Raw genomic sequence first — 18,043 nt, forward strand, 5'->3', positions numbered from 1 at the left:
CGCGCACAACCATGATGAACCTCATGGACCTCAGCTTCTCTCTGCCCGCCTTCGTCCTCGCCGTGGTGCTGATCTCCGCCTCGCCGGGCCCGGCGATGGCGCTGATCCTGCGCCGCGCGGCCCTGCGTGGCTTCTCCGGCGCGGTGCCCACGGTGCTGGGCCTGGAGGTCGGCCTGTACCTGTGGGCGTTGCTCGCCGCCGCCGGGCTCGCAGCCCTGGTGGCCGCCTCGGAGGTGGCCTTCCTCGTCCTGCGCGTGGTGGGCGCGGCCTTCCTGCTGTACCTCGGGATCAAGACCTGGCGTTCAGCGTGGCGCGACCGCGGGACGGACGGGGCGGCCGAGGAGGTCGCGGCCGGGGAACCGAAGCGCGGCTCGGCGCTGACCTGGTGGAGGGCGTTCGGCGAGGGATCGGTGGTGATGCTGGCCAACCCGAAGGCCGCCGCCTTCATGATCGCGTTCTATCCGCAGTTCGTACCGGCCGACCGGCCGCTGTTCGCCACGACCGCGCTGCTCGCCGTGCTCCAGGTGGCCATCGAGACCGTTCTGTATCTGGCGCTGGCGGCCGCGGTCGGGCGGGCCGGCGCGTGGTTCCGCCGCCCGGTGATCCGGCGTCGGCTGGACGCGGTCAGCGGCACGGTCCTCATCGCCCTGGGCCTGCGCGTGGCCGCCGAGAGCCGCTGACGCGCCGGAGCCGGTCAGGTGGCGAAGCGGCGCAGGAGCCGTTCCGCCTCGGCGAACCCGGCGACCACCTCGGCGGCGGTCCGCCGCCGGCGCACCATCCCCACCGCCTGGCCCGCGTAGACGTAGGCGGTGTCGTAGTCGCCGGACCGGCGGGCCGCCTCCAGTTCGGCGCGCGCCTCCTCGTCCGAGGCGAGCTCCTCCTCCCGGCCCGCCCACCGGTCGAAGAACGCGTTGCGCAGCGCGCGCCCGCCGTACTCCGGCGGCCAGGCGAGCCGCTGGACGACGTCGAAGACCCGGCCGTAGGCGGTGTCGGTCTCCCCGGCCGCCAGCACCCGCCCGGTGGCCGCGTCCGGGAGCGTCGTCTCGACGCAGCCCATGAACGCCGTGCCCACCCAGGCACCGGCGGCGCCCGCGGCGAGCACGGCGGCCAGCCCGCGGGCGGTCGCGACGCCTCCCGCGGCGAGGACCGGGATCCGAACCTCATCCAGGACGCTCTGCAGCAGGGGCAGGGTCGCCACGTCGCCACGCCCGTGTCCGCCCGCCTCGGAGCCCCGCGCCACCACGGCGTCCACCCCGGCCCGCTCGGCGGCGCGCGCCTCGTCGGTGGTGCCCGCCTGGGTGACCACGGTGATCCCGGCCCGCCGTAGCCGCTCGATGTGACCGGCGTACGGGCCGAAGCTCACCGACACCAGGCTCGGCCGGGCGTCGAGGACGGCGTCGAGCCGGGCGGGGTCGCCGTCCAGCGTCCAGGCCAGGAGCCCGATCCCGTACGGCCGGCCGGCCCCGCCCGTGATCGCGGCCTGCTCGGCGATCCACTCGGCCGTCGCGGCGGAGGGGACGCCGATCATGCCCAGCGCCCCGGCCGCCGACACGGCCGCGGCCAGGCGCCCCGCGCCCACGCCGGCCATCGGCGCGCCCACCACGGGCACCTCGATCCCGAACCGCTCGGTAAGCCAGGTACGCATCGCAGTTCCCCTCTCCGCCGCCCGCGCGTTCCGCGTCTCTCACCCGCCGCGCGCCCGGCCGTCCGCCGTCCCTCGTCGTTCCGACGAGCATGCCACCCCGGCTCCCGGAGCCCGTACGGCGGGCCATGCCTGTCAGGCGCCGCGGTCCGGTCCGTGATCTTGCGAAGATCACGAAGGGGTGTAAGCCTGGTGCGCCGGTCCCCGTACCGAGGAGGCATTCATGACCGAACCCGACCCGATCACCACCGCGGACCTGTGGGATCTGAAGACCGATCCGGCACGCCTGGACATCCTGGCCGGCACGTGGCGCAGCCTCGGGGCCGAAGTGGGCAGCGCGGAGGGCCTGATCAACGACGCCGCGCACGCGGTGTTCTCCAAGGAGGACTGGACGGGCGACACCGCCGCCTCGTTCAACGACTATCGCAAGAGGCTCACCGCCGACGTGGAGCGGTTCGGCCGGTGGGCCGCCAACGTCGCCGACCTCCTCTCCTACACCGCCACGGTGCTGCGTGTGCAGCAGGGGCTCCTCGACGACGAACGCAGAAAGCTCAGCGCGGTGCCCACGGTCACCGGCCTCGACAGCCTGACCTTCCGCCCGCGCGACGCCGAACAGGCGGGCCTGGTCACCGGCGCGATCAGCGTGGCGCAGGAGATCCGCGACCGGGTGGACGGAGTGCTGGCGGAGAAGAAGCGCGACATGAAGTTCTACGAGAACCAGTTCGAGCTGATAGCCAAGGAATGGAAGCCGCGCACGCTGCGCCTGCTCAACCTCAACATCGGCCAGGGCGCCGGCAACTCACCCGGCGACTCGAGCGGCACCGACTCCGGTGACATCCCCAAGATCGCCCAGGTGATCGCCGACCAGGACGCGGACGTCGCCACCATCCAGGAGGTCTTCCGGCACAACACCTTCGACCTGGAGGAGGAGCTGGAGGAGCGGACCGGCGACAACTGGGAGGTCAGGTTCGAGGAGGCGAGCAAGAAGTACCACGCGAGCGATGACTGGCCCATCATCGGAGACGTCATCAACGCGCCGTTCGGCAACGCCGTGCTCGTCCGCGAGGGCGACGTCATCGAGGGGGCCGGCGACAACGAGAAGGTGAAGCTGGACGTCGACGGCGGCAGCATCACGGTGCCCGCCAACGAGCCCGGCGCGGGCGACAGGCGGATCGACGACGGCGAGGGTCGATCCGCGGCCGGGACGGAGGTGCGGATCAGGCCCCGGTGACGCCGCCTACCAGTTGGGGACGTCCACGTCGACCCGCTGCGCGTCATGGTCGGAGGTGGCCCCGTCGACCAGGACCGGCTGCCCGCTCAGATCGAAGGCCGGCGACCCCGCGACATGGTCGATGCGGGTGCCGGAGGGAGACGTGCCGACGACCTTGCCGGTCTCGTCGGCCGCGCCCGAGTAGACCGTGTACCCCTCGTTCTTGAAGTCGTGGATCGCGTTGCCGGAGGAGTTGTTCTTCGGGTTGTCCCCGTTGTGCGTCACGACGTTGAGGTCGGCGCCCAGCAGCGACGGTCCGCGGTTCATGGCCTCGTGGAGTCTGTCGATCTGGCCGGTGCGGACGAAGTCGTCGTACCCGTGCAGGCCGTGGCTGTGCACGTGAGCGCTGTAGACGTCGAAGGACTTGTTCGCCCCGGCGAACAGCCGGTCGGCGATCTCGTCGTCCAGCTCCCTGAACGCCTTGATGACCTTGTGGAGCCTGCCCTCGTCGGAACGGAGCACGCCGATGAGGATCTCCGCCAAGCCGTCGGCCGACGCCTGCAGATCGGCGTGCGCGGAACCGGCGGAGACGGCCCCGCTCGTGCCCCCGAACGCGTTGGAACCCGGAACGCTGGGCACGGGGATGTAGGTCACGGCTCCGGGACCGCCGGAGAGGGCCTCCCGTCCCCGCGTGATGGACCTGTGGGCCTCGCCCACCTTTTCGGCCAGCTTGCCGACCGCGCCGAAGTCCATGCTCGCTTCGCTGCTCATGGTCGGACAGCGTAGAACAAATGATCATCCTGGCGCGATGGGCCGCGGGGCGCGCCGTCCACGCCGGCCGAAGTAAGATCGTTAGCGGTTGTCGTTGGGACGAAGGGGACACCGGATGACCGAGGTGTTGCGCTTCGATCGGTCGTCGCTGGTCGGTGCCGGTCAGGGCCTGCTGGATGCCGCGGCCGACTTCGAGCGGCGCACCGGTGGCCTGCTGGCGACCGTGCGCGGCACGGGGGACACGGCGTGGGGCGGAACCCCCACCGGGGCGGCGATGGACCGGCTCGGCGACCTGCTCGACGACGTCTGCCGTCTGTTGCACTCCAACCTCCACCAGACCGGCGACGGCGTCCGCGCCATGGCCGACGATCTCCGCCTGACGGAGGCCGACTCCGCCGCCGCCGTGCAGAGCCTCGACTCCGCCGTGCAGGGCCCCGGCGTACCCCGCGCCGGCCGGCCGGTCCGACCGGTCTGAGGCGCACATGGCACTGACCCTGTCCCCGGACCTGCAGGCCCCGTTCGGTCTGCTCGGTGTGCGCTGGCCGCCGGAGGACGAAGACCATATCCGCGCCTGCGGGGCGGCCCTGCGCGCGTGCGCCGTCGCCCTCGACGGCCAGACGATCCCGGCGGCGCACGGGGCCGTCGGCCACGCGGCCCGGAACAACGCCGGCGACCACATCGACGCGCTGACCGGCCATTGGGCCGACTACCACGCCGACGACGCGCGATCCGGCCACCTGCAGAGCCTCGCCGTCTCCCTGCACGCCCTGGCGGACGGCTGTGACCTGTTCGCCCGGATCATCGAGATCGTCAAGGCCGTCCTGATATTCCTGGCGACCTACGTCCTGCTCGCCCTGATCTGGGCGGCGTCCATGGCCGTCATCTCCGGTGGGCTCGCCGCGCTCCAGGCGCGCGGCTTCGTCATGATGCTGCGGACGTTCGCCAGGAAGGCCGTGGCGACGCTGCGCGGCAGGCTCGAACGATACTTCGGCGGCAGGCTGATCCGTGCCGTGGAGACCCGCCTGCGCCGCATCCTGCACGCCAAGCCCCCGTCGTTCCCGGTCCGCCCGGCGGTCTCGCCGCTGCGTCGCGTGTACGGGGTCAAGGGCCTGGCCGCCTCGTCCGCGGGCGTGGCCTGGCTGGTGGAGGGGCAGCCGGAGAGCCGCCCGCGCCCGCCCCTGGACAGTCCCGAGGAGGGCCCGCGTAACGGCCGGTACGACCTCGGGCCGCCCCGGGACCCGGGCATCCCCTACGACGATCCCTGGCCGTACGACCCGGACGCCGAACCCTCGCTCGGTGACCAGGCGGCCTGGCACAAGTGGCGGGCGCTGCAACTCGCCGAGGAGGCGACGCCGGGGTTCGACGAGGCGGCCGCCACCTTCAAGCACTACCTGGAGGGCGACGGCAGCGACTACCGCATCGACTACGACAAGGCGTACCGCGACGACAAGCTGATCCGCGACGCCGTGGACGCGGAGATCCGCCGTGCCCAGGAGAACGTCGAGCGCATCCACCGGGAGACCGGACAGCGGGACTTCCAGATGACCGGCGAGCCGGCGGCGATCAAGCAGACGGAGACCAAGAACTGGGAGTTCGCGCTGGGCCGCCACTCCATCTGGGGCAGCGCGGACGTCCGGATCGACGGTGACCAGGCCACCATGGACATCACCGTTCACGCCTACGACCGCTACAACTTCAACCGCGAGGATAAGTGGATCAACCAGGAGAACGGCCGGTTCGAGACCCTCGGCTGGGCTCGGTCCTATGACACGCACGGGTCCTTGAAACGAAGGGTCACCTGGACCCTGCCCTGACGGTGAGGACGTGGGCGGACGTCTTCGGTGAGGCCCGGCTCCCGCTCTGACCGGTCACGGTGCCCTCGACCGGGTCTGCCGGCCCCGTCCCGTCGCCCTCCGCCGGGAACCGGCGCGGTCGCGGCGGCGGGCACAATGGGGACGTGTCCCGACGCAGCTCACGCTCTCCGCGCCCGTCCGCCGCATCCGCCGGTCCCTGCCCGTGCGGGCTGCCCGCGCCCTACCGCGACTGCTGCGGGCGGCTGCACCGGGGGGAGGGCGCCGCGCCCACCGCGGAGGCGCTCATGCGCTCGCGGTACAGCGCCTTCAGCGTCGGCGACGCGGGGTACCTCCTGCGGACCTGGCATCCGCGGACCCGGCCGCCGCGCCTCGACCTCGACCGCTCGCTGCGGTGGACCGGCCTGGAGGTCCTGGAGACGACCGGCGGCAGCGCGTTCCACACCGAGGGCACCGTGCGCTTCCGCGCCCACTACGTCGAGCGCGGCGCCGAGGGGCGGCTCGACGAGCACAGCCGGTTCGTCCGCGAGGCGGGCGCCTGGGCGTACGTCGGGGCGATCCCGGACTCGCCCGCGCGCCCGGCGGGCGATCCGCGGCTTTAGGGCCTGGGATCGCGGCGCGACGGGACGACCGCACGGCACCCTGATGATCGGAGATGTCGGTGGCCGCTGGCATACTCCCGGTCCATGACAGTGGAGAGAGTCGTGCTCACCGGCGCCGCCGGACGGGTCGGGTCCGTGTTGCGCGAGCCGCTGCGGCGCCGGCTGCGCCGCCTGGTCTCGGTCGACCGCGAGCCGCTGACCGCCCAGGGGCCGGATGAGGAGGTCCGCCGGGCCCACCTGGACGGCATCGAGGACGCGGCCTCGGTCATCGAGGGCGCGGACGCGGTCGTGCACCTGGCCGGGGTGCCGGACGAGGCGCCGCTCGCCGATCTTCTGGACGGCAACGTCCTGGGCACCCACCACGTGCTGGAGGCGGCGCGCCGTACGGGGGTCGGGCGCGTGGTGCTGGCGAGCAGCAACCGGCTGACCGGCTGCTACCCGGCCGCGCAGCAGGTATCGGCGTCGGCGCCGCCCCGCCCCGACGGGCTGTACGGCGTCAGCAAGGTCGCGGTGGAGGCGCTGGGCCGGCTGTACGCCGACAAGTTCGGCCTGCAGGTGGTGTGCCTGCGCATCGGCAGCCTCGAACCCGAGCCGAGCGAGCCGCGGCACCTCGCCACCTGGCTGAGCCCGCGCGACTGCGCCGGGTTCGTCTGGGCCGCGCTGACCCGGCCCGGCGTCACCTTCACCGCCGCGTACGCGGTGTCGGCCAACACCCGCCGGTTCTGGGAGCTCGACGACGGGCTCGGCTACCACCCTCTCGACGACGCCGAGGCGTACGCCGACCGGATCCCCGGGGTGGCGGAGCACTTCGCCTCCGATCCGCTCCAGGGCGGCGACTTCGCCACCGCCGAGTACACCCTCCGCCACGCCTTCGGCCGGCGGCCGGCCGAAGGGTCCTGAGGGCGGCCGGTCACCCGGTCACGGTGAAGCCGCCGAACAGCAGGACGAGGCCGAGGCCGAGGCCGAGGATCGTGGCGGCCCGGTCCTCGGGGAGGGCGGTACGGCTCTCACCGCCGGTCGGCGGTTCCTGCTCGCTCACGAGGGTCGCCTTTCCGCGGCCCGGGGGCCGCATCGGCACGGGCGGGGAGCCCCCGGCCCCGCTCGTGCTTTCGCCGGTGGGCGTGCTCCGACCCTGACCCGCATTTCCCAGTAAGTCAATAGGAAATCCATGGAATAGCATGGCGTCCCCCAAGAGAGGGTGGACATCCATGACTGCTTCCCGGCCGCGGCCTAACGTCGTGCCCATGTCGATCGAAGAGAACGCCTCCCGCTTCGCGGGGCTGCTGCCCGACCCCGGACGTTCGGCCGTCGCGGTCGCGCCGCCGCTCCCGCGGGAGGGGCACTGGGCCGGCGCGCCCAGCGCGGTGGCGGGCGGTGGCCTGATCCACCTGGCCTACCGGCTGCGCAGGCCGGTGGGGGAGGGGCGCGGCTACGCGGTCGTCGTGGCGCGCTCCGCCGACGGCGAGCGCTTCGAGAACATCCTGGCGATCACCCAGGAGGAGATGGACACCGAGTCCCTGGAGCGGCCGGCCCTGGTGCGCACCCCCGAGGGGCGCTGGCGGCTGTATCTGAGCTGCGCCACGTACGGCACCAAGCACTGGCGGGTGGAGGTGCTGGAGGCCGACGACCCGGCGGGCTTCGGCCCCCGTCGGCGCACGACCGTCCTGCCCGGCGACCCCAAGACCGGGGTCAAGGACCCGGTGATCCTGTGGCGGGACGGGATGTGGCACCTGTGGGCCTCCTGCCACCCGCTGGAGGACCCCGAGGAGGCCGACCGGATGGTCACCGGGTACGCGACCAGCGCCGACGGCCTCGAATGGACCTGGCAGGGCACGGCGCTGAGCGGCCGTCCGGGGACCTGGGACGGCCGGGGCGTCCGGGTCTCCGCGGTCCGCTTCTCGGCCGGCCGGGTGCTGGCCTTCTACGACGGCCGGGCGAGCGCGGCCGAGAACTACGAGGAGCGGACCGGCGTCGCGGAGGGGTGGGACCCGGCCGCGCTGGCCGCCGTGGGCGACCGCCCGGCCGCGGTCTCGCCGTACCGGGGCGGTGGCCTGCGCTATCTCGACATCGTCGACCTGCCCGGGGGCGGCACGCGGCTGTACTACGAGTACACCCGCGCCGACGGCGCGCACGAGCTGCGCACGGAGCTGCGCTGAGCGCACGGGACCGCGTTCACGGAGCCGCGCCGGGCGCACGGGACCGCGCTGAGCGCATGAGCCGCGCCGGGGCGCGTCGGGTCGCGCCCCTGCGCACGGGACGGGCGGGCCGGCCGAGGGAGTGGCCGGCCCGCCGCGTCCGTTCGGGGCCCGGGTCCGCACCGGGGTTCCGCCGCGGCCGGTCGGGACCCGTTCCGACCGTTCGGGGGCCCCGGCGCGGGCCGGTCCCCGGGTCAGCCGGGCACCCTCCGGGGATCCCCCGGGGGGACGCGGCCGTTCCTGGCCTGGCGCTGGCCGGGAGGGCGCCCGCCGACCAGGCCGCCGGAGCGGTCCCGGGGCCTGAGCCAGTCGCCGAAGTCCTCACCGGTGACCCGCTGGAGCAGCTCGACGTCGTCGGCGAAGTACGGGATGAGCCGCTGCCGCTGCTCCCAGGTGAGCGGGCGCCGCGGGTCGCCCCGCCGCTGGAGCAGGCCCTCGATCGGCTCGGCCAGCGCCGTGCCCAGCCTGCCGGGCAGGAAGCGCCCGGCCAGTGCCCCGGCCCGCGCGGCGGCCGACAGCAGGGCGTGCCTGCGGCCCGCGTCGGGATGGGCGGTCACGTTCTCCCGGGGCACCTCGGCGAGCAGGCCCTGCCGTACGCCGAGGAAGGCGCAGATGCGGTCCAGCGTCACCGCGGGCCGGTCCACCAGGTCCCGGTAGCGGAAGGCCAGCACCTGCTCGCGGGGGAACAGCGTGAGCAGGTGCGCGAGCTGCTCGCCGTACCGGCCGAGCCGCACGTAGTGCCAGAAGTGGGCCCAGCCGGCCGTGACCCGCCGGTCCTCCTCGGCGCACGCGCGGACCACGTCGCCGATCGGCTCCAGGCCCGCCGACCACAGGTGGGTCCAGTTGGAGTGCGCCCGCTCGACCGGGTCGCGCAGCACGACGACGAACCGGACGTGCGGTACGGCGTCGTGGATGCGCCGGTGCGCGGCGCGGTCGTAGAGATAGAAGGGGGTGGCCTCGCCGCTGAGGGTCCCCGGCGGGGCGGCGGCGAACAGCGCCTCGTAGTCCTCCCGCCGCCAGACGTGCTCGCGGTAGGTCTGGACGTCGCCGGGCCCGCCGCGCGTCGGCGGCGGACCGTCGGTGAGGAAGAACTTCGGCTCCTTGACAGGGGACAGGTAGAGCTCCGGATGGCGCTGAAGCGCGGCGTGCAGGGCGGTGGTCCCCGCCTTGGGAGCGCCGGCGATCAGGAAGTCGGGCAGGGGCATCGTCGTCCTCTCGGTACGCCGTGACGAATACCGGTCTTCCCTACCAATTTTGTGGGATAGTTTAAACATGGGCCTGGATCCGACGCGCTCATCGAGCGCCCGCGCCGAGACGCCCCTGACCGCCGCCATCATGGCCGGCCGCTGGATCCGTTCGGCGGCCGTCGACGACGAACGGGGGCGGCACTGGCGGGCCAACCCCGACGCCCGCGGCAGGTCGGCGCTCTCCCCGGAGCCCGGCTCGCTCTACGCCGGGGCGGCCGGCATCGTGCTGTTCTTCCTGGAGCTCGCCGCCGCCACCGGCCACGAGGCGTACCTGGAGGACGCCCGTGCCGGGGCCCGCCACCTCGCCGCCACCTGGCCGGAGCAGCGGGACGTCTCCCTCTACCACGGCCTGGCCGGCACGGTGTTCGCGCTGACGCAGGCCGGCTGGGTGCTCGGCGACGAGGAGTTCGGGGAGGCGGCCCTGGCCGCCGCCGGCCGGATCGTCCGCGCCGCGCGTCCCGTGCGCGGCGGCGTCGGCTGGTCGCGCGAGCCCGCCCAGCGAGGCGACGGCGGGGTGGTGCTGGGCCTGCTGCACGCCGCCGCCGTCCTCGGGGCGCCCGCCCTGGAGGAGCTGGCCGTCGAGGCGGGCGAGCGCATCGCCGGGCAGCCGGTGCCCGGCCATCTCTTCGGCGACTGCCCCGGCCTGCCCGCCGACGCGGTCACCCCGGGCTTCCTGTCCGGTACGGCCGGCACCGCCTTCCTGCTCGCCCGGCTGTACGGCGTCACCGGCGACGTGCGGTTCCTGGAGGCGGCGCGGCGGGGGGCGGACTTCGTCCGCGCGGTCAGCGTCGTCAGCGGCGAGTGCGCCGTCGTCCCGCACCACCTGCCGGAGGGCCGCGGCCTGCACTACCTCGGGTTCTGCTCCGGCTCGGCCGGCGTGGCGAGGATGTTCCACGAGCTGTACCGGGTGACGGGCGAGGCGTCCGACCTGATGTGGGTGGAGCGGCTGGCGCGCGGCGTCATGCACAGCGGCGTGCCGTACCGGCGCACGGCCGGGTTCTGGAACTCGGCCTGCCAGTGCTGCGGCACCGCCGGCCTGCTGGAGCTGTTCGTCGGGCTGTGGTCCGAGACCGGGCGGGAGCCGTACCTGGAGTTCGCCCGCGAGCTCGCCGACGACCTGATCGGCCGCGCGGACGGCCACGACGGGCTGGGCCTGCGCTGGTACCAGGCGTACCGGCGGCTGCGGCCGGGCGAGGTGTCGGCCGACACCGGCTACATGGTGGGCGCGGCGGGCATCGGCGCCGCGCTGCTGCACCTGGACGCCGCGCTGCAGGGCGGGACCCGGCGGCTCATCCTGCTGCCCGACAACCCGTTCCCGGCCATCCCCGCGCCGCCCGCGGTGCTGCGTCGCGACGGCGGCCACGGCGGCTGAAGGGCGGCCGTCACGTCTCCGGTCCGGGAACGGCCGCAGTGGTCGTGGGGCTCCCGGCGGGCGCGTCGCTCCGGACAGGGCCCGCCTAATTTCATGCAATCCTAGTAGGAAAAGTTGACTTATCCGGCGGGGGATCGTAGGTTCGAGGACATGAGCCTGGGGCTTCACCTGACGCGTCGCTCGCACGTGGACTTCTGCCACGTCGCCAGCGCGCAGTGTCGTTGATCGCGGATCACCGGCGTCCAACCGCACTCCACGAGGGCGCACGCCCGGCCTGCCGCCGCATCCGAACCCTCGCGTCCCCGCGTGGCCGACGACGCCCACGCGTCCTCCCCCTCATCGTCTTCCCCCGGCGCGCCCCGCCCGCGGCACGGCGCCGCGCGAGCGCGCCCCTCCACGAGGAACCACCCCCGTGATCAGAACCAGACACGCCCTTCTGTCCCTCCTTCTCGTCGCCGCCCTCGCCGGCTGCGGCTCCGCCTCCGCTTCCGGCTCCTCCCAGCCCGGCGCGCCGGAGGTGACCGAGCTGCGCTACCAGGGCAGCGTCGGCGCCGTCACCTTCCCCGAACTGGCCGAGGCGCTCGGCTACCTCGGGCCGATCAGGCTGAAGTGGATCGGCAACACCATCTCCGGCCCGCAGGACATCCAGGCCGCGGCCACCGGGCAGACCGACTTCGGCGGCGCGTTCAACGGCGCGATCGTCAAGCTCAAGGCGGCCAAGGCCCCGATCAAGGCCGTGGTCGGCTACTACGGCAGCGACACCGACAGCTACGTCGGCTACTACGTCACCGGCGACTCGCCGATCAAGGGCCCCCGCGACCTGATCGGGAAGAAGATCGGGGTCAACACCCTGGGCGCCCACCTGGAGGCCGTGCTCAAGGAGTACCTCAAGCGCGGCGGCCTGACCCCGCAGGAGATCGGCAAGGTCGAGCTGGTCGTCGTGCCGCCGGTCAACACCGAGCAGGCGCTGCGCCAGGGTCAGATCGACGTGGCCGCGCTGTCCGGCATCCTGCGGGAGAAGGCCCTGGAACGCGGCGGCATCCGCCCCCTGTTCAAGGACATCGACCTGTTCGGCTCCTTCACCGCGGGCAGCGTCGTGCTGACCGAGCGGTTCATCCGGCAGAACCCCGACACCACCCGGAAGTTCGTGGAGGCGTTCGCCAGGGCCGTCGAGTGGACGCGCACCCACTCCCGCCAGGAGGTGATCGCCAAGTACCGGGAGATCATCGCCCGGCGGGGCCGTAACGAGGACCCCTCGACGGTCGGCTTCTGGAAGAGCAGCGGCGTGGCCACCCAGGGCGGGACGATCTCCGACAGGGACTTCCAGACCTGGATCGACTGGCTGGGGCGCGAGGGCGAGATCAGGCCCGGCCAGGTCAGGGCGTCCGACGTCTACACCAACGAGTTCAACCCCTTCGCGAACGGGAGGACCTCGTGAGCGCGCACGCCACCGGCGGGGACACCGCGGGAGAGACCCTCGTGAACGGCGCCGCCGCGCGGCTCGGCTCACTGCGACGCCACGCGTCGCGGCTCGGGGGCTTCCGAGCCGGTGCCTTCCCTCGTCACCCACTCGCCACGCTCGCTCCCTCCTCAGTCCGGACACCGGCCGCCCCCTCGCAGGCGAAGATCGGGATTCGGAACGTCGGCAAGGTCTTCCGCACCCGCGGCTCGGACCGCCCGTTCACCGCGGTCACCGGGGTGGACCTGGACGTCCGCGAGGGGGAGTTCCTCACCCTCGTCGGCCCGAGCGGCTGCGGCAAGTCCACCCTGCTCGACCTGATCGCCGGGCTCACCGCACCGACCGACGGCGAGATCCTCATCGACGGCCGCGCCGTCGACGGTCCCGGCCTCGACCGGGGCATCGTCTTCCAGCAGTACGCGCTGCTCCCGTGGCGTACGGCCCTGGCCAACATCGAGTTCGGGCTGGAGGCCAAGGCCGTTCCGAGGCGGGAACGGCGCGAGCGGGCCCGGCACTACCTGGACCTGGTCGGGCTGGCCGGGTTCGAGCACCGCTACCCGCACGAGCTGTCGGGCGGCATGCGCCAGCGCGTCGCGATCGCCCGCAGCCTCGCCTTCGACCCCGACGTGCTGCTGATGGACGAGCCGTTCGCCGCCCTGGACGCCCAGACCCGGGAGTCGCTGCAGGAGGAGCTGCTGCGGGTGTGGGAGAAGACGCACAAGACGGTCGTGTTCATCACCCACGGCATCGACGAGGCCGTCTACCTGGGGCAGCGGGTCGCGGTCATGACCTCCCGACCCGGCCGGATCAAGGAGATCGTCGACGTCCGGTTCGACTCGCGCGAGGGCGACCTGCGCGCCGACCCGGTGTTCGGCGAGTACCGCCACCACATCTGGAGCCTGCTGCGCAACGAGGTCGCCGCCGGCAGGGAACAGGAGCGGACCGTTGACTGACATCCTGGCCGCACCCGCGACCGGAGCCGCCCGGGGCGACGCCCCGGCCCCGGCATCGCCCGCCACCCAGACCCAGACCCAGACCCAGACCCAGATCACGGCCCCGGCGCCGGTGTCGCCCGCCGCGCCGGAAAGCCCGAAGAGCCCGAAGAGCCCGAAGATCCGGGAGACCCGGGAGACCCGGGAGGCCCCGGAGAGCCCGGAGACCTCGCGGCCCGCCCGGCTCGCCGGCCTGGCCCGGCTCGGCCGCCGCGTCCGGCTCGGCCCACTCGCGCGGCGGGCGCCGGCCGTGGTGCTGCTCGCCGCGACCTGGGAGGTGCTGCCCCGCACCGGGGCGGTGGACCCGGTCTTCGTGCCGCCGCTGTCGGAGGTGCTGCGCGCCTGGTACGACCTGCTGCTCGGCGGGCAGCTGCTGGAGCACTTCCAGGCGTCGCTGGTCCGCTCCCTCACCGGGTTCGGCCTGGCCGTCGTGCTGGCCGTACCGCTCGGGCTGGCCATCGGCTGGTACCGGCCGGTCGCCGACTTCCTCAGCCCGGTCCTGGAGATCTTCCGCAACACCTCGGCGGTGGCCCTGCTGCCGGTGTTCATCCTGATCCTCGGCCTGGGGGAGCCATCGAAGATCGTCTTCGTGTTCTACGCCTGCTCCTGGCCCGTCCTGCTCAACACCGTCAGCGGGGTCAGGACCGTGGAGCCGCTGCTGGTCAAGTCGGCCCGATCCCTGGGGCTCGGCCCGCTCAGCCTCTTCCGGAAGGTCATCCTCCCGGCGGCCGTCCCCACCATCTTCACCGGCATCCGGCTGGCGGGCGCCTCCTCGATCCTCGTCCTGCTGTTCGCCGAGATGGTCGGGGCCAAGGCCGGCCTCGGCTACCTCGTCCAGGACGCCCAGTTCAGCTTCCGCATCCCCGACATGTACGCCGGGATCATCACCATCTCCGCCCTCGGCCTGCTGTTCAACCTGCTCCTGCTCGCCGTGGAGCGGCGATTTTCCACCTGGAGGACCACCTGATGCCCACCCGGACGCTCCACCTCAACGCCTTCCTCATGGGTGTCGGCCACCACGAGGCGGCCTGGCGTCACCCGCGCACCGAACCCGCCCGCCTCACCGACGTCCGGCACTACCAGCAGCTCGCCAGGATCGCCGAGCGGGGCCGGCTCGACTCGGTCTTCCTCGCCGACAGCCTCGCCCTGCAGGGCGACGTCCGGTACAACGCGCTGGGCGGCCTGGAGCCGCTGACGCTGCTGGCGGCGCTGGCCGCGGTCACCGACCACGTCGGCCTGATCGCGACGGTGTCCACCACCTACAACGAACCGTTCCACGTGGCCCGCAAGTTCGCCTCGCTGGACCACATCAGCGGCGGAAGGGCCGGCTGGAACATCGTCACCTCCGCGGGCGAGGCCGAGGCGCGCAACTTCGGGATCGAACGCCCCGCCCACGCCGACCGCTACGCCCGGGCCGCCGAGTTCCTCGACGTCGTCACCGGGCTGTGGGACGGCTGGGAGGACGACGCCGTCGTCGGCGACCGCCTCGGGGGCCTCTACGCCGACGCCGGCCGGATCCACCCGCTCGACCACGACGGCCCCCACTTCCGGGTCCGCGGCCCGCTCAACACCTCCCGCCCGCCGCAGGGCCACCCGCTGCTGGTGCAGGCCGGCTCCTCCGAGGACGGCAAGGACTTCGCGGCCCGGTACGCCGAGGCGGTCTTCACCGCCCAGCAGACGCTCGCCGACGCCCAGGCGTTCTACACCGACATCAAGGGCCGCCTCGCCCGGTACGGCAGGCACCCGGGCGACCTGCTGGTCCTCCCCGGCATCTCCCCGGTCATCGGCTCCACCGAGCGGGAGGCGCGCCGGCTGGAGCAGGAGCTGCAGGACCTCATCATCCCCGCGTACGGCCTGGCCCAGCTGTCCCACCTGGTGGGCATCGAGCTGACCGAGGACGCGCTGGACCGTCCCCTGCCGGACGTCTCCGCCGAGACGGAGGGGGCGCAGAGCCGCCGCAGGCTCGTCATCGACCTCGCCCGCCGGGAGGACCTGACCGTGCGGCAGCTCCTCGGCCGCCTCGCGGGCGGGCGGGGGCACCGGGTCCTGGCCGGGACCCCCGAGCGGATCGCCGACGAGATCCAGCTCTGGTTCGAGAACGGCGCCGCCGACGGCTTCAACGTCATGCCGCCGGTCCTGCCGGGCGGCCTGGAGGACTTCGTCGACCACGTCGTGCCGGAACTGCAGATCAGGGGCCTGTTCCGGCGGGAGTACGAGGGCCGCACGCTGCGCGACAACTACGACCTGCCCCGGCCGGCCTCCCGCCGCGCGCGGCCCCCGGCCGGTGGGCGGCTCGACTCGGCGGACCCGGTGGGTACGGTGGGCCCGGCGGACGCGGTGGTGGCCTCGTGACCTCCGTCGTGACGCTGGTCGGCAACCCCCGCGGAGGGTCCAGGACGCGGATCGCCGCGGTCGCGGCCGCCGAGGCGATCGGGGAGCGGATCGGGCACGACGGCTCCCACGAGGTCGTGGACCTGTCGGCGCTCGGGCCGCAGCTGCTCGCGCCCGGCCCGTCCGCGGGCGTGGAGGTGGCGCTGGAGCTCGTCACGGGCGCGGACGTGCTCGTGGTGGCCAGCCCCACCTACAAGGGGACCTACACCGGCCTGCTCAAGGCGTTCCTCGACCGGCTGCCCCCGGCCGCGCTGACCGGGGTCGCGGCGCTGCCGGTGCTGGTCATGGGCGACCCCCGGCACGCCCTCGCCGTCGAGGTGCACCTGCGGCCCCTCCTGGTCGAACTCGGCGCGCACGTCCCCACCCCGGGGCTGGCGCTCCTGGAGCCGGAGCTGCCGGACCTCGGGGAGGTCCTCGCGCGCTGGACCGCCCGGGTCGCCCCCCAGGTGGCGGCGGCGCTCGGGGAAAGGACGGGAATCCGGCTCAGGGAGGGAGCGGGGACATGACGGAGACCCTGTGGAACCGGTCCGTGGACCACGACACGTTCCGGCAGGCCCTCGCCGTACACGCCGCGGGCGTCGTCGTGATCACCGCGCAGAGCGAGGGCGTCCCGGCCGGGCTGACCGCGACCTCGTTCTCCTCGGTCAGCCTGGAGCCGCCGCTGGTCTCCTTCTGCGTGGACCGGGACTCGACCACCTGGCCCCGGCTGCGGGCCGCGGACCACTTCGCGGTCAACATCCTCACCAGTGACCAGGCGGGCCTGGCGGCCCGGTTCGCCAGCAAGGGCGTCGACCGCTTCGCCGAACCCACCCGATGGCGTCCCGGGCCGCTCGGGGCGCCGCTGCTGCAGGACGTCTCCGCCCACCTGGTCTGCCTGCCACACCAGACGGTCGACGTGGGCGACCACATCCTCGTCGTCGGCCTGGTCGCCGAGGTGAGCGTGCGCGACCGGGGCCTGCCGCTGCTGTACCACCGGGGCCGGTTCGGGCGGTTCGTCGCCCACCCCTGACCCGGTACGGCGCCCCGGAGGGGAGGTCTCCCCCCGAAGGTCTCCGGCGGCGCCGTCACCGGACGGCCGGGACGCCGCCCGCCGGACTGGGGCGGGCCGCGTCCCGTGGCCGTCACCCCGGGCCGGGGCCGGGCCGTCTCGGTGGATCCGAGCCCCGGCCCCGGCCGTCATCCGGGGCCGGGGCCGCTTCCACCGGTCCCGGCCCCGGTCCTGCTTCCCCGGCCCGGAGCCCGATCCCGGCCCCGGGTGTCCGGGGCCGGGGCTCGGGTCAGTCGTCGCCCCAGTCGCCGCCGCCGAAGTCGCTGTCGTCGTCGCCCTCGAAGGTGTCGCCGATCTCGTCGACGATCTCGGCCGCCACGAAACCGCCGACCAGCCCGGCCGCGCCCGCGGCGGCGACGGCCCCGAAGCCGGGCCCGCCGTGATGACCCTGGTGGCCGTGGTGCCCGCCGTGGGCGTATGGGTCGTGGTGCGCGCCGTGGGCGTACGGGTCGTGGTGCCCGCCGTACCCGTGCCCGGCATGTCCGTGGGCACCGCCGTGACCGTGCTGGGACAGGGCGGCCAGCCAGCCGTTGATGTCGGCGGCCCAGTCGCGGTGCAGGGCCTCGTCGTGGCCGACGCGCCAGCGGCCGAAGGAGTCGCCGCCCGAGCCGTGGAAGCCGCCGCGCCGGTCGGCCTCCAGGACGACGTCCATGCCGCCGGGGCCGGAGACGAAGGTGAGCTCCACCTCGTTGACCAGGCCCGAGTAGGCGGGCGGCGGGTAGAACTCGATCTCCTGGTAGAACGGTAGCCGCTGGTCGGCGCCGTAGATGTGGCCCTGCTCCAGGTCGGCGCTCTTGAACTGGAAGCCGAGCTGGGCGAAGGCGCGCAGGACCGCCTCCTGGGAGGGCAGCGGCTCGATCTCGACCGGGTCCATGTCGCCCTTGTCCACCGCGCCGGCGACCGCCAGCTCGGTGCGCACGCCCATCGCCATGCCGTGCAGGCGCTGACCGTGGATCTCGGTGACCGGCGCCTCCCACGGGACGGGAAGCTCGAAGGGGATGACGCGGTCCTCGCCGGCGCGCAGCCGGAACGACCCGGAGACCTCGGCGCGCAGGAACTCCATCATGCCGACGTGCTCGCCCTCGCCGTACTCCGACTCCACCCGGGTGACCAGCCCCAGGGCGACGTACTGGATGTCGGTGTCGAAGTCACCGCCCTTGATCCGCACCTCGCCGCGCAGCGGCCCGCCCGGCCGTACGCGCGGAGTGGCCAGGACCGTGTCCACCGACGGACCCCCGACCCCCAGGGCCCCCAACATGCGTTTGAAGATCACGGCTTCCTCTCCCTGTGACGTCCTGAATGG

19 protein-coding genes are annotated in these 18,043 nt (G+C 73.8%); 14 read left to right on the forward strand and 5 right to left on the reverse strand.

Going from position 1 to position 18,043, the window contains the following annotated elements; genetic code table 11:
- Nucleotides 1-23: 23 nt before the first annotated feature.
- Entirely contained in the window at nucleotides 24-680 is a 657-nt protein-coding gene (locus tag ACQP10_RS15285) for a LysE family translocator (RefSeq protein WP_389995410.1), read from the forward strand.
- 14 nt (nucleotides 681-694) lie between these two features.
- On the opposite strand, the gene ACQP10_RS15290 is transcribed toward ACQP10_RS15285, so the two are convergent.
- Nucleotides 695-1,645, reverse strand: a complete 951-nt coding sequence (locus ACQP10_RS15290) for an NAD(P)H-dependent flavin oxidoreductase (RefSeq protein ID WP_433541585.1) — start codon at nucleotides 1,643-1,645, stop codon at nucleotides 695-697.
- Nucleotides 1,646-1,865: 220 nt separating this feature from the next.
- Here ACQP10_RS15290 and ACQP10_RS15295 point away from each other — a divergent pair, with 220 nt between their 5' ends.
- Nucleotides 1,866-2,873 (forward strand): hypothetical protein, encoded by a 1,008-nt coding sequence (locus tag ACQP10_RS15295; protein WP_346023315.1) that lies wholly within the window; start codon nucleotides 1,866-1,868, stop codon nucleotides 2,871-2,873.
- A 6-nt stretch (nucleotides 2,874-2,879) separates the two neighbouring features.
- Here ACQP10_RS15295 and ACQP10_RS15300 read toward each other — a convergent pair whose 3' ends face one another.
- Nucleotides 2,880-3,623 carry a hypothetical protein gene (locus tag ACQP10_RS15300; RefSeq protein ID WP_433541586.1) on the reverse strand — a complete coding sequence of 248 codons (744 nt, stop codon included), beginning with the start codon at nucleotides 3,621-3,623 and terminating at the stop codon, nucleotides 2,880-2,882.
- Between the two features lie 115 nt (nucleotides 3,624-3,738).
- Here ACQP10_RS15300 and ACQP10_RS15305 point away from each other — a divergent pair, with 115 nt between their 5' ends.
- The 4 genes from ACQP10_RS15305 (at nucleotide 3,739) to ACQP10_RS15320 (ending at nucleotide 6,936) form a co-directional block, all read left to right on the forward strand.
- Nucleotides 3,739-4,098 carry a hypothetical protein gene (locus ACQP10_RS15305; protein WP_346023317.1) on the forward strand — a complete coding sequence of 120 codons (360 nt, stop codon included), beginning with the start codon at nucleotides 3,739-3,741 and terminating at the stop codon, nucleotides 4,096-4,098.
- A gap of 7 nt (nucleotides 4,099-4,105) precedes the next feature.
- Nucleotides 4,106-5,437: a hypothetical protein gene (locus ACQP10_RS15310; protein ID WP_346023318.1), complete on the forward strand. Its 1,332-nt coding sequence runs from the start codon at nucleotides 4,106-4,108 to the stop codon at nucleotides 5,435-5,437.
- A 143-nt stretch (nucleotides 5,438-5,580) separates the two neighbouring features.
- Nucleotides 5,581-6,036 carry a YchJ family protein gene (locus ACQP10_RS15315; protein WP_433541587.1) on the forward strand — a complete coding sequence of 152 codons (456 nt, stop codon included), beginning with the start codon at nucleotides 5,581-5,583 and terminating at the stop codon, nucleotides 6,034-6,036.
- Nucleotides 6,037-6,120: 84 nt separating this feature from the next.
- Nucleotides 6,121-6,936, forward strand: coding sequence for an NAD-dependent epimerase/dehydratase family protein (locus ACQP10_RS15320; RefSeq protein WP_389995425.1), 816 nt, complete (start codon nucleotides 6,121-6,123; stop codon nucleotides 6,934-6,936).
- A 10-nt stretch (nucleotides 6,937-6,946) separates the two neighbouring features.
- Here ACQP10_RS15320 and ACQP10_RS15325 read toward each other — a convergent pair whose 3' ends face one another.
- A complete protein-coding gene (locus ACQP10_RS15325) occupies nucleotides 6,947-7,075 on the reverse strand; it encodes a hypothetical protein (protein ID WP_399500384.1) in 129 nt (42 codons plus the stop codon).
- Between the two features lie 205 nt (nucleotides 7,076-7,280).
- Here ACQP10_RS15325 and ACQP10_RS15330 point away from each other — a divergent pair, with 205 nt between their 5' ends.
- Nucleotides 7,281-8,192 (forward strand): hypothetical protein, encoded by a 912-nt coding sequence (locus tag ACQP10_RS15330; RefSeq protein ID WP_346023322.1) that lies wholly within the window; start codon nucleotides 7,281-7,283, stop codon nucleotides 8,190-8,192.
- Between the two features lie 233 nt (nucleotides 8,193-8,425).
- On the opposite strand, the gene ACQP10_RS15335 is transcribed toward ACQP10_RS15330, so the two are convergent.
- The gene (locus ACQP10_RS15335) at nucleotides 8,426-9,436 is read right to left on the reverse strand and encodes a sulfotransferase family protein (protein WP_346023323.1); all 1,011 of its coding nucleotides are present in this window, start codon (nucleotides 9,434-9,436) and stop codon (nucleotides 8,426-8,428) included.
- Between the two features lie 67 nt (nucleotides 9,437-9,503).
- Here ACQP10_RS15335 and ACQP10_RS15340 point away from each other — a divergent pair, with 67 nt between their 5' ends.
- From ACQP10_RS15340 to ACQP10_RS15370, 7 genes are all read left to right on the forward strand, one after another.
- Complete coding sequence (locus ACQP10_RS15340; RefSeq protein WP_346023324.1) at nucleotides 9,504-10,850, forward strand: lanthionine synthetase LanC family protein; 1,347 nt, start codon at nucleotides 9,504-9,506, stop codon at nucleotides 10,848-10,850.
- A 412-nt stretch (nucleotides 10,851-11,262) separates the two neighbouring features.
- Complete coding sequence (locus ACQP10_RS15345) at nucleotides 11,263-12,288, forward strand: ABC transporter substrate-binding protein (protein ID WP_346023325.1); 1,026 nt, start codon at nucleotides 11,263-11,265, stop codon at nucleotides 12,286-12,288.
- Nucleotides 12,289-12,476: 188 nt separating this feature from the next.
- Nucleotides 12,477-13,262, forward strand: coding sequence for an ABC transporter ATP-binding protein (locus tag ACQP10_RS15350; RefSeq protein WP_346023436.1), 786 nt, complete (start codon nucleotides 12,477-12,479; stop codon nucleotides 13,260-13,262).
- Entirely contained in the window at nucleotides 13,255-14,268 is a 1,014-nt protein-coding gene (locus ACQP10_RS15355) for an ABC transporter permease (RefSeq protein ID WP_433541588.1), read from the forward strand. The genes ACQP10_RS15350 and ACQP10_RS15355 overlap by 8 nt, the downstream gene beginning before the upstream one ends.
- Complete coding sequence (locus ACQP10_RS15360; protein WP_346023327.1) at nucleotides 14,268-15,653, forward strand: LLM class flavin-dependent oxidoreductase; 1,386 nt, start codon at nucleotides 14,268-14,270, stop codon at nucleotides 15,651-15,653. The genes ACQP10_RS15355 and ACQP10_RS15360 overlap by 1 nt, the downstream gene beginning before the upstream one ends.
- Nucleotides 15,650-16,198, forward strand: a complete 549-nt coding sequence (locus tag ACQP10_RS15365; protein ID WP_433541589.1) for an NADPH-dependent FMN reductase — start codon at nucleotides 15,650-15,652, stop codon at nucleotides 16,196-16,198. The genes ACQP10_RS15360 and ACQP10_RS15365 overlap by 4 nt, the downstream gene beginning before the upstream one ends.
- Entirely contained in the window at nucleotides 16,195-16,701 is a 507-nt protein-coding gene (locus tag ACQP10_RS15370) for a flavin reductase family protein (RefSeq protein ID WP_346023329.1), read from the forward strand. The genes ACQP10_RS15365 and ACQP10_RS15370 overlap by 4 nt, the downstream gene beginning before the upstream one ends.
- A gap of 268 nt (nucleotides 16,702-16,969) precedes the next feature.
- Here ACQP10_RS15370 and ACQP10_RS15375 read toward each other — a convergent pair whose 3' ends face one another.
- Nucleotides 16,970-18,013 (reverse strand): sporulation protein, encoded by a 1,044-nt coding sequence (locus ACQP10_RS15375; RefSeq protein WP_433541590.1) that lies wholly within the window; start codon nucleotides 18,011-18,013, stop codon nucleotides 16,970-16,972.
- Nucleotides 18,014-18,043 lie beyond the last annotated feature (30 nt).

Origin of the sequence: Streptosporangium sandarakinum (genome assembly GCF_050942225.1) — a bacterium.
Taxonomy (GTDB): Bacteria; Actinomycetota; Actinomycetes; order Streptosporangiales; family Streptosporangiaceae; genus Streptosporangium; species Streptosporangium nondiastaticum.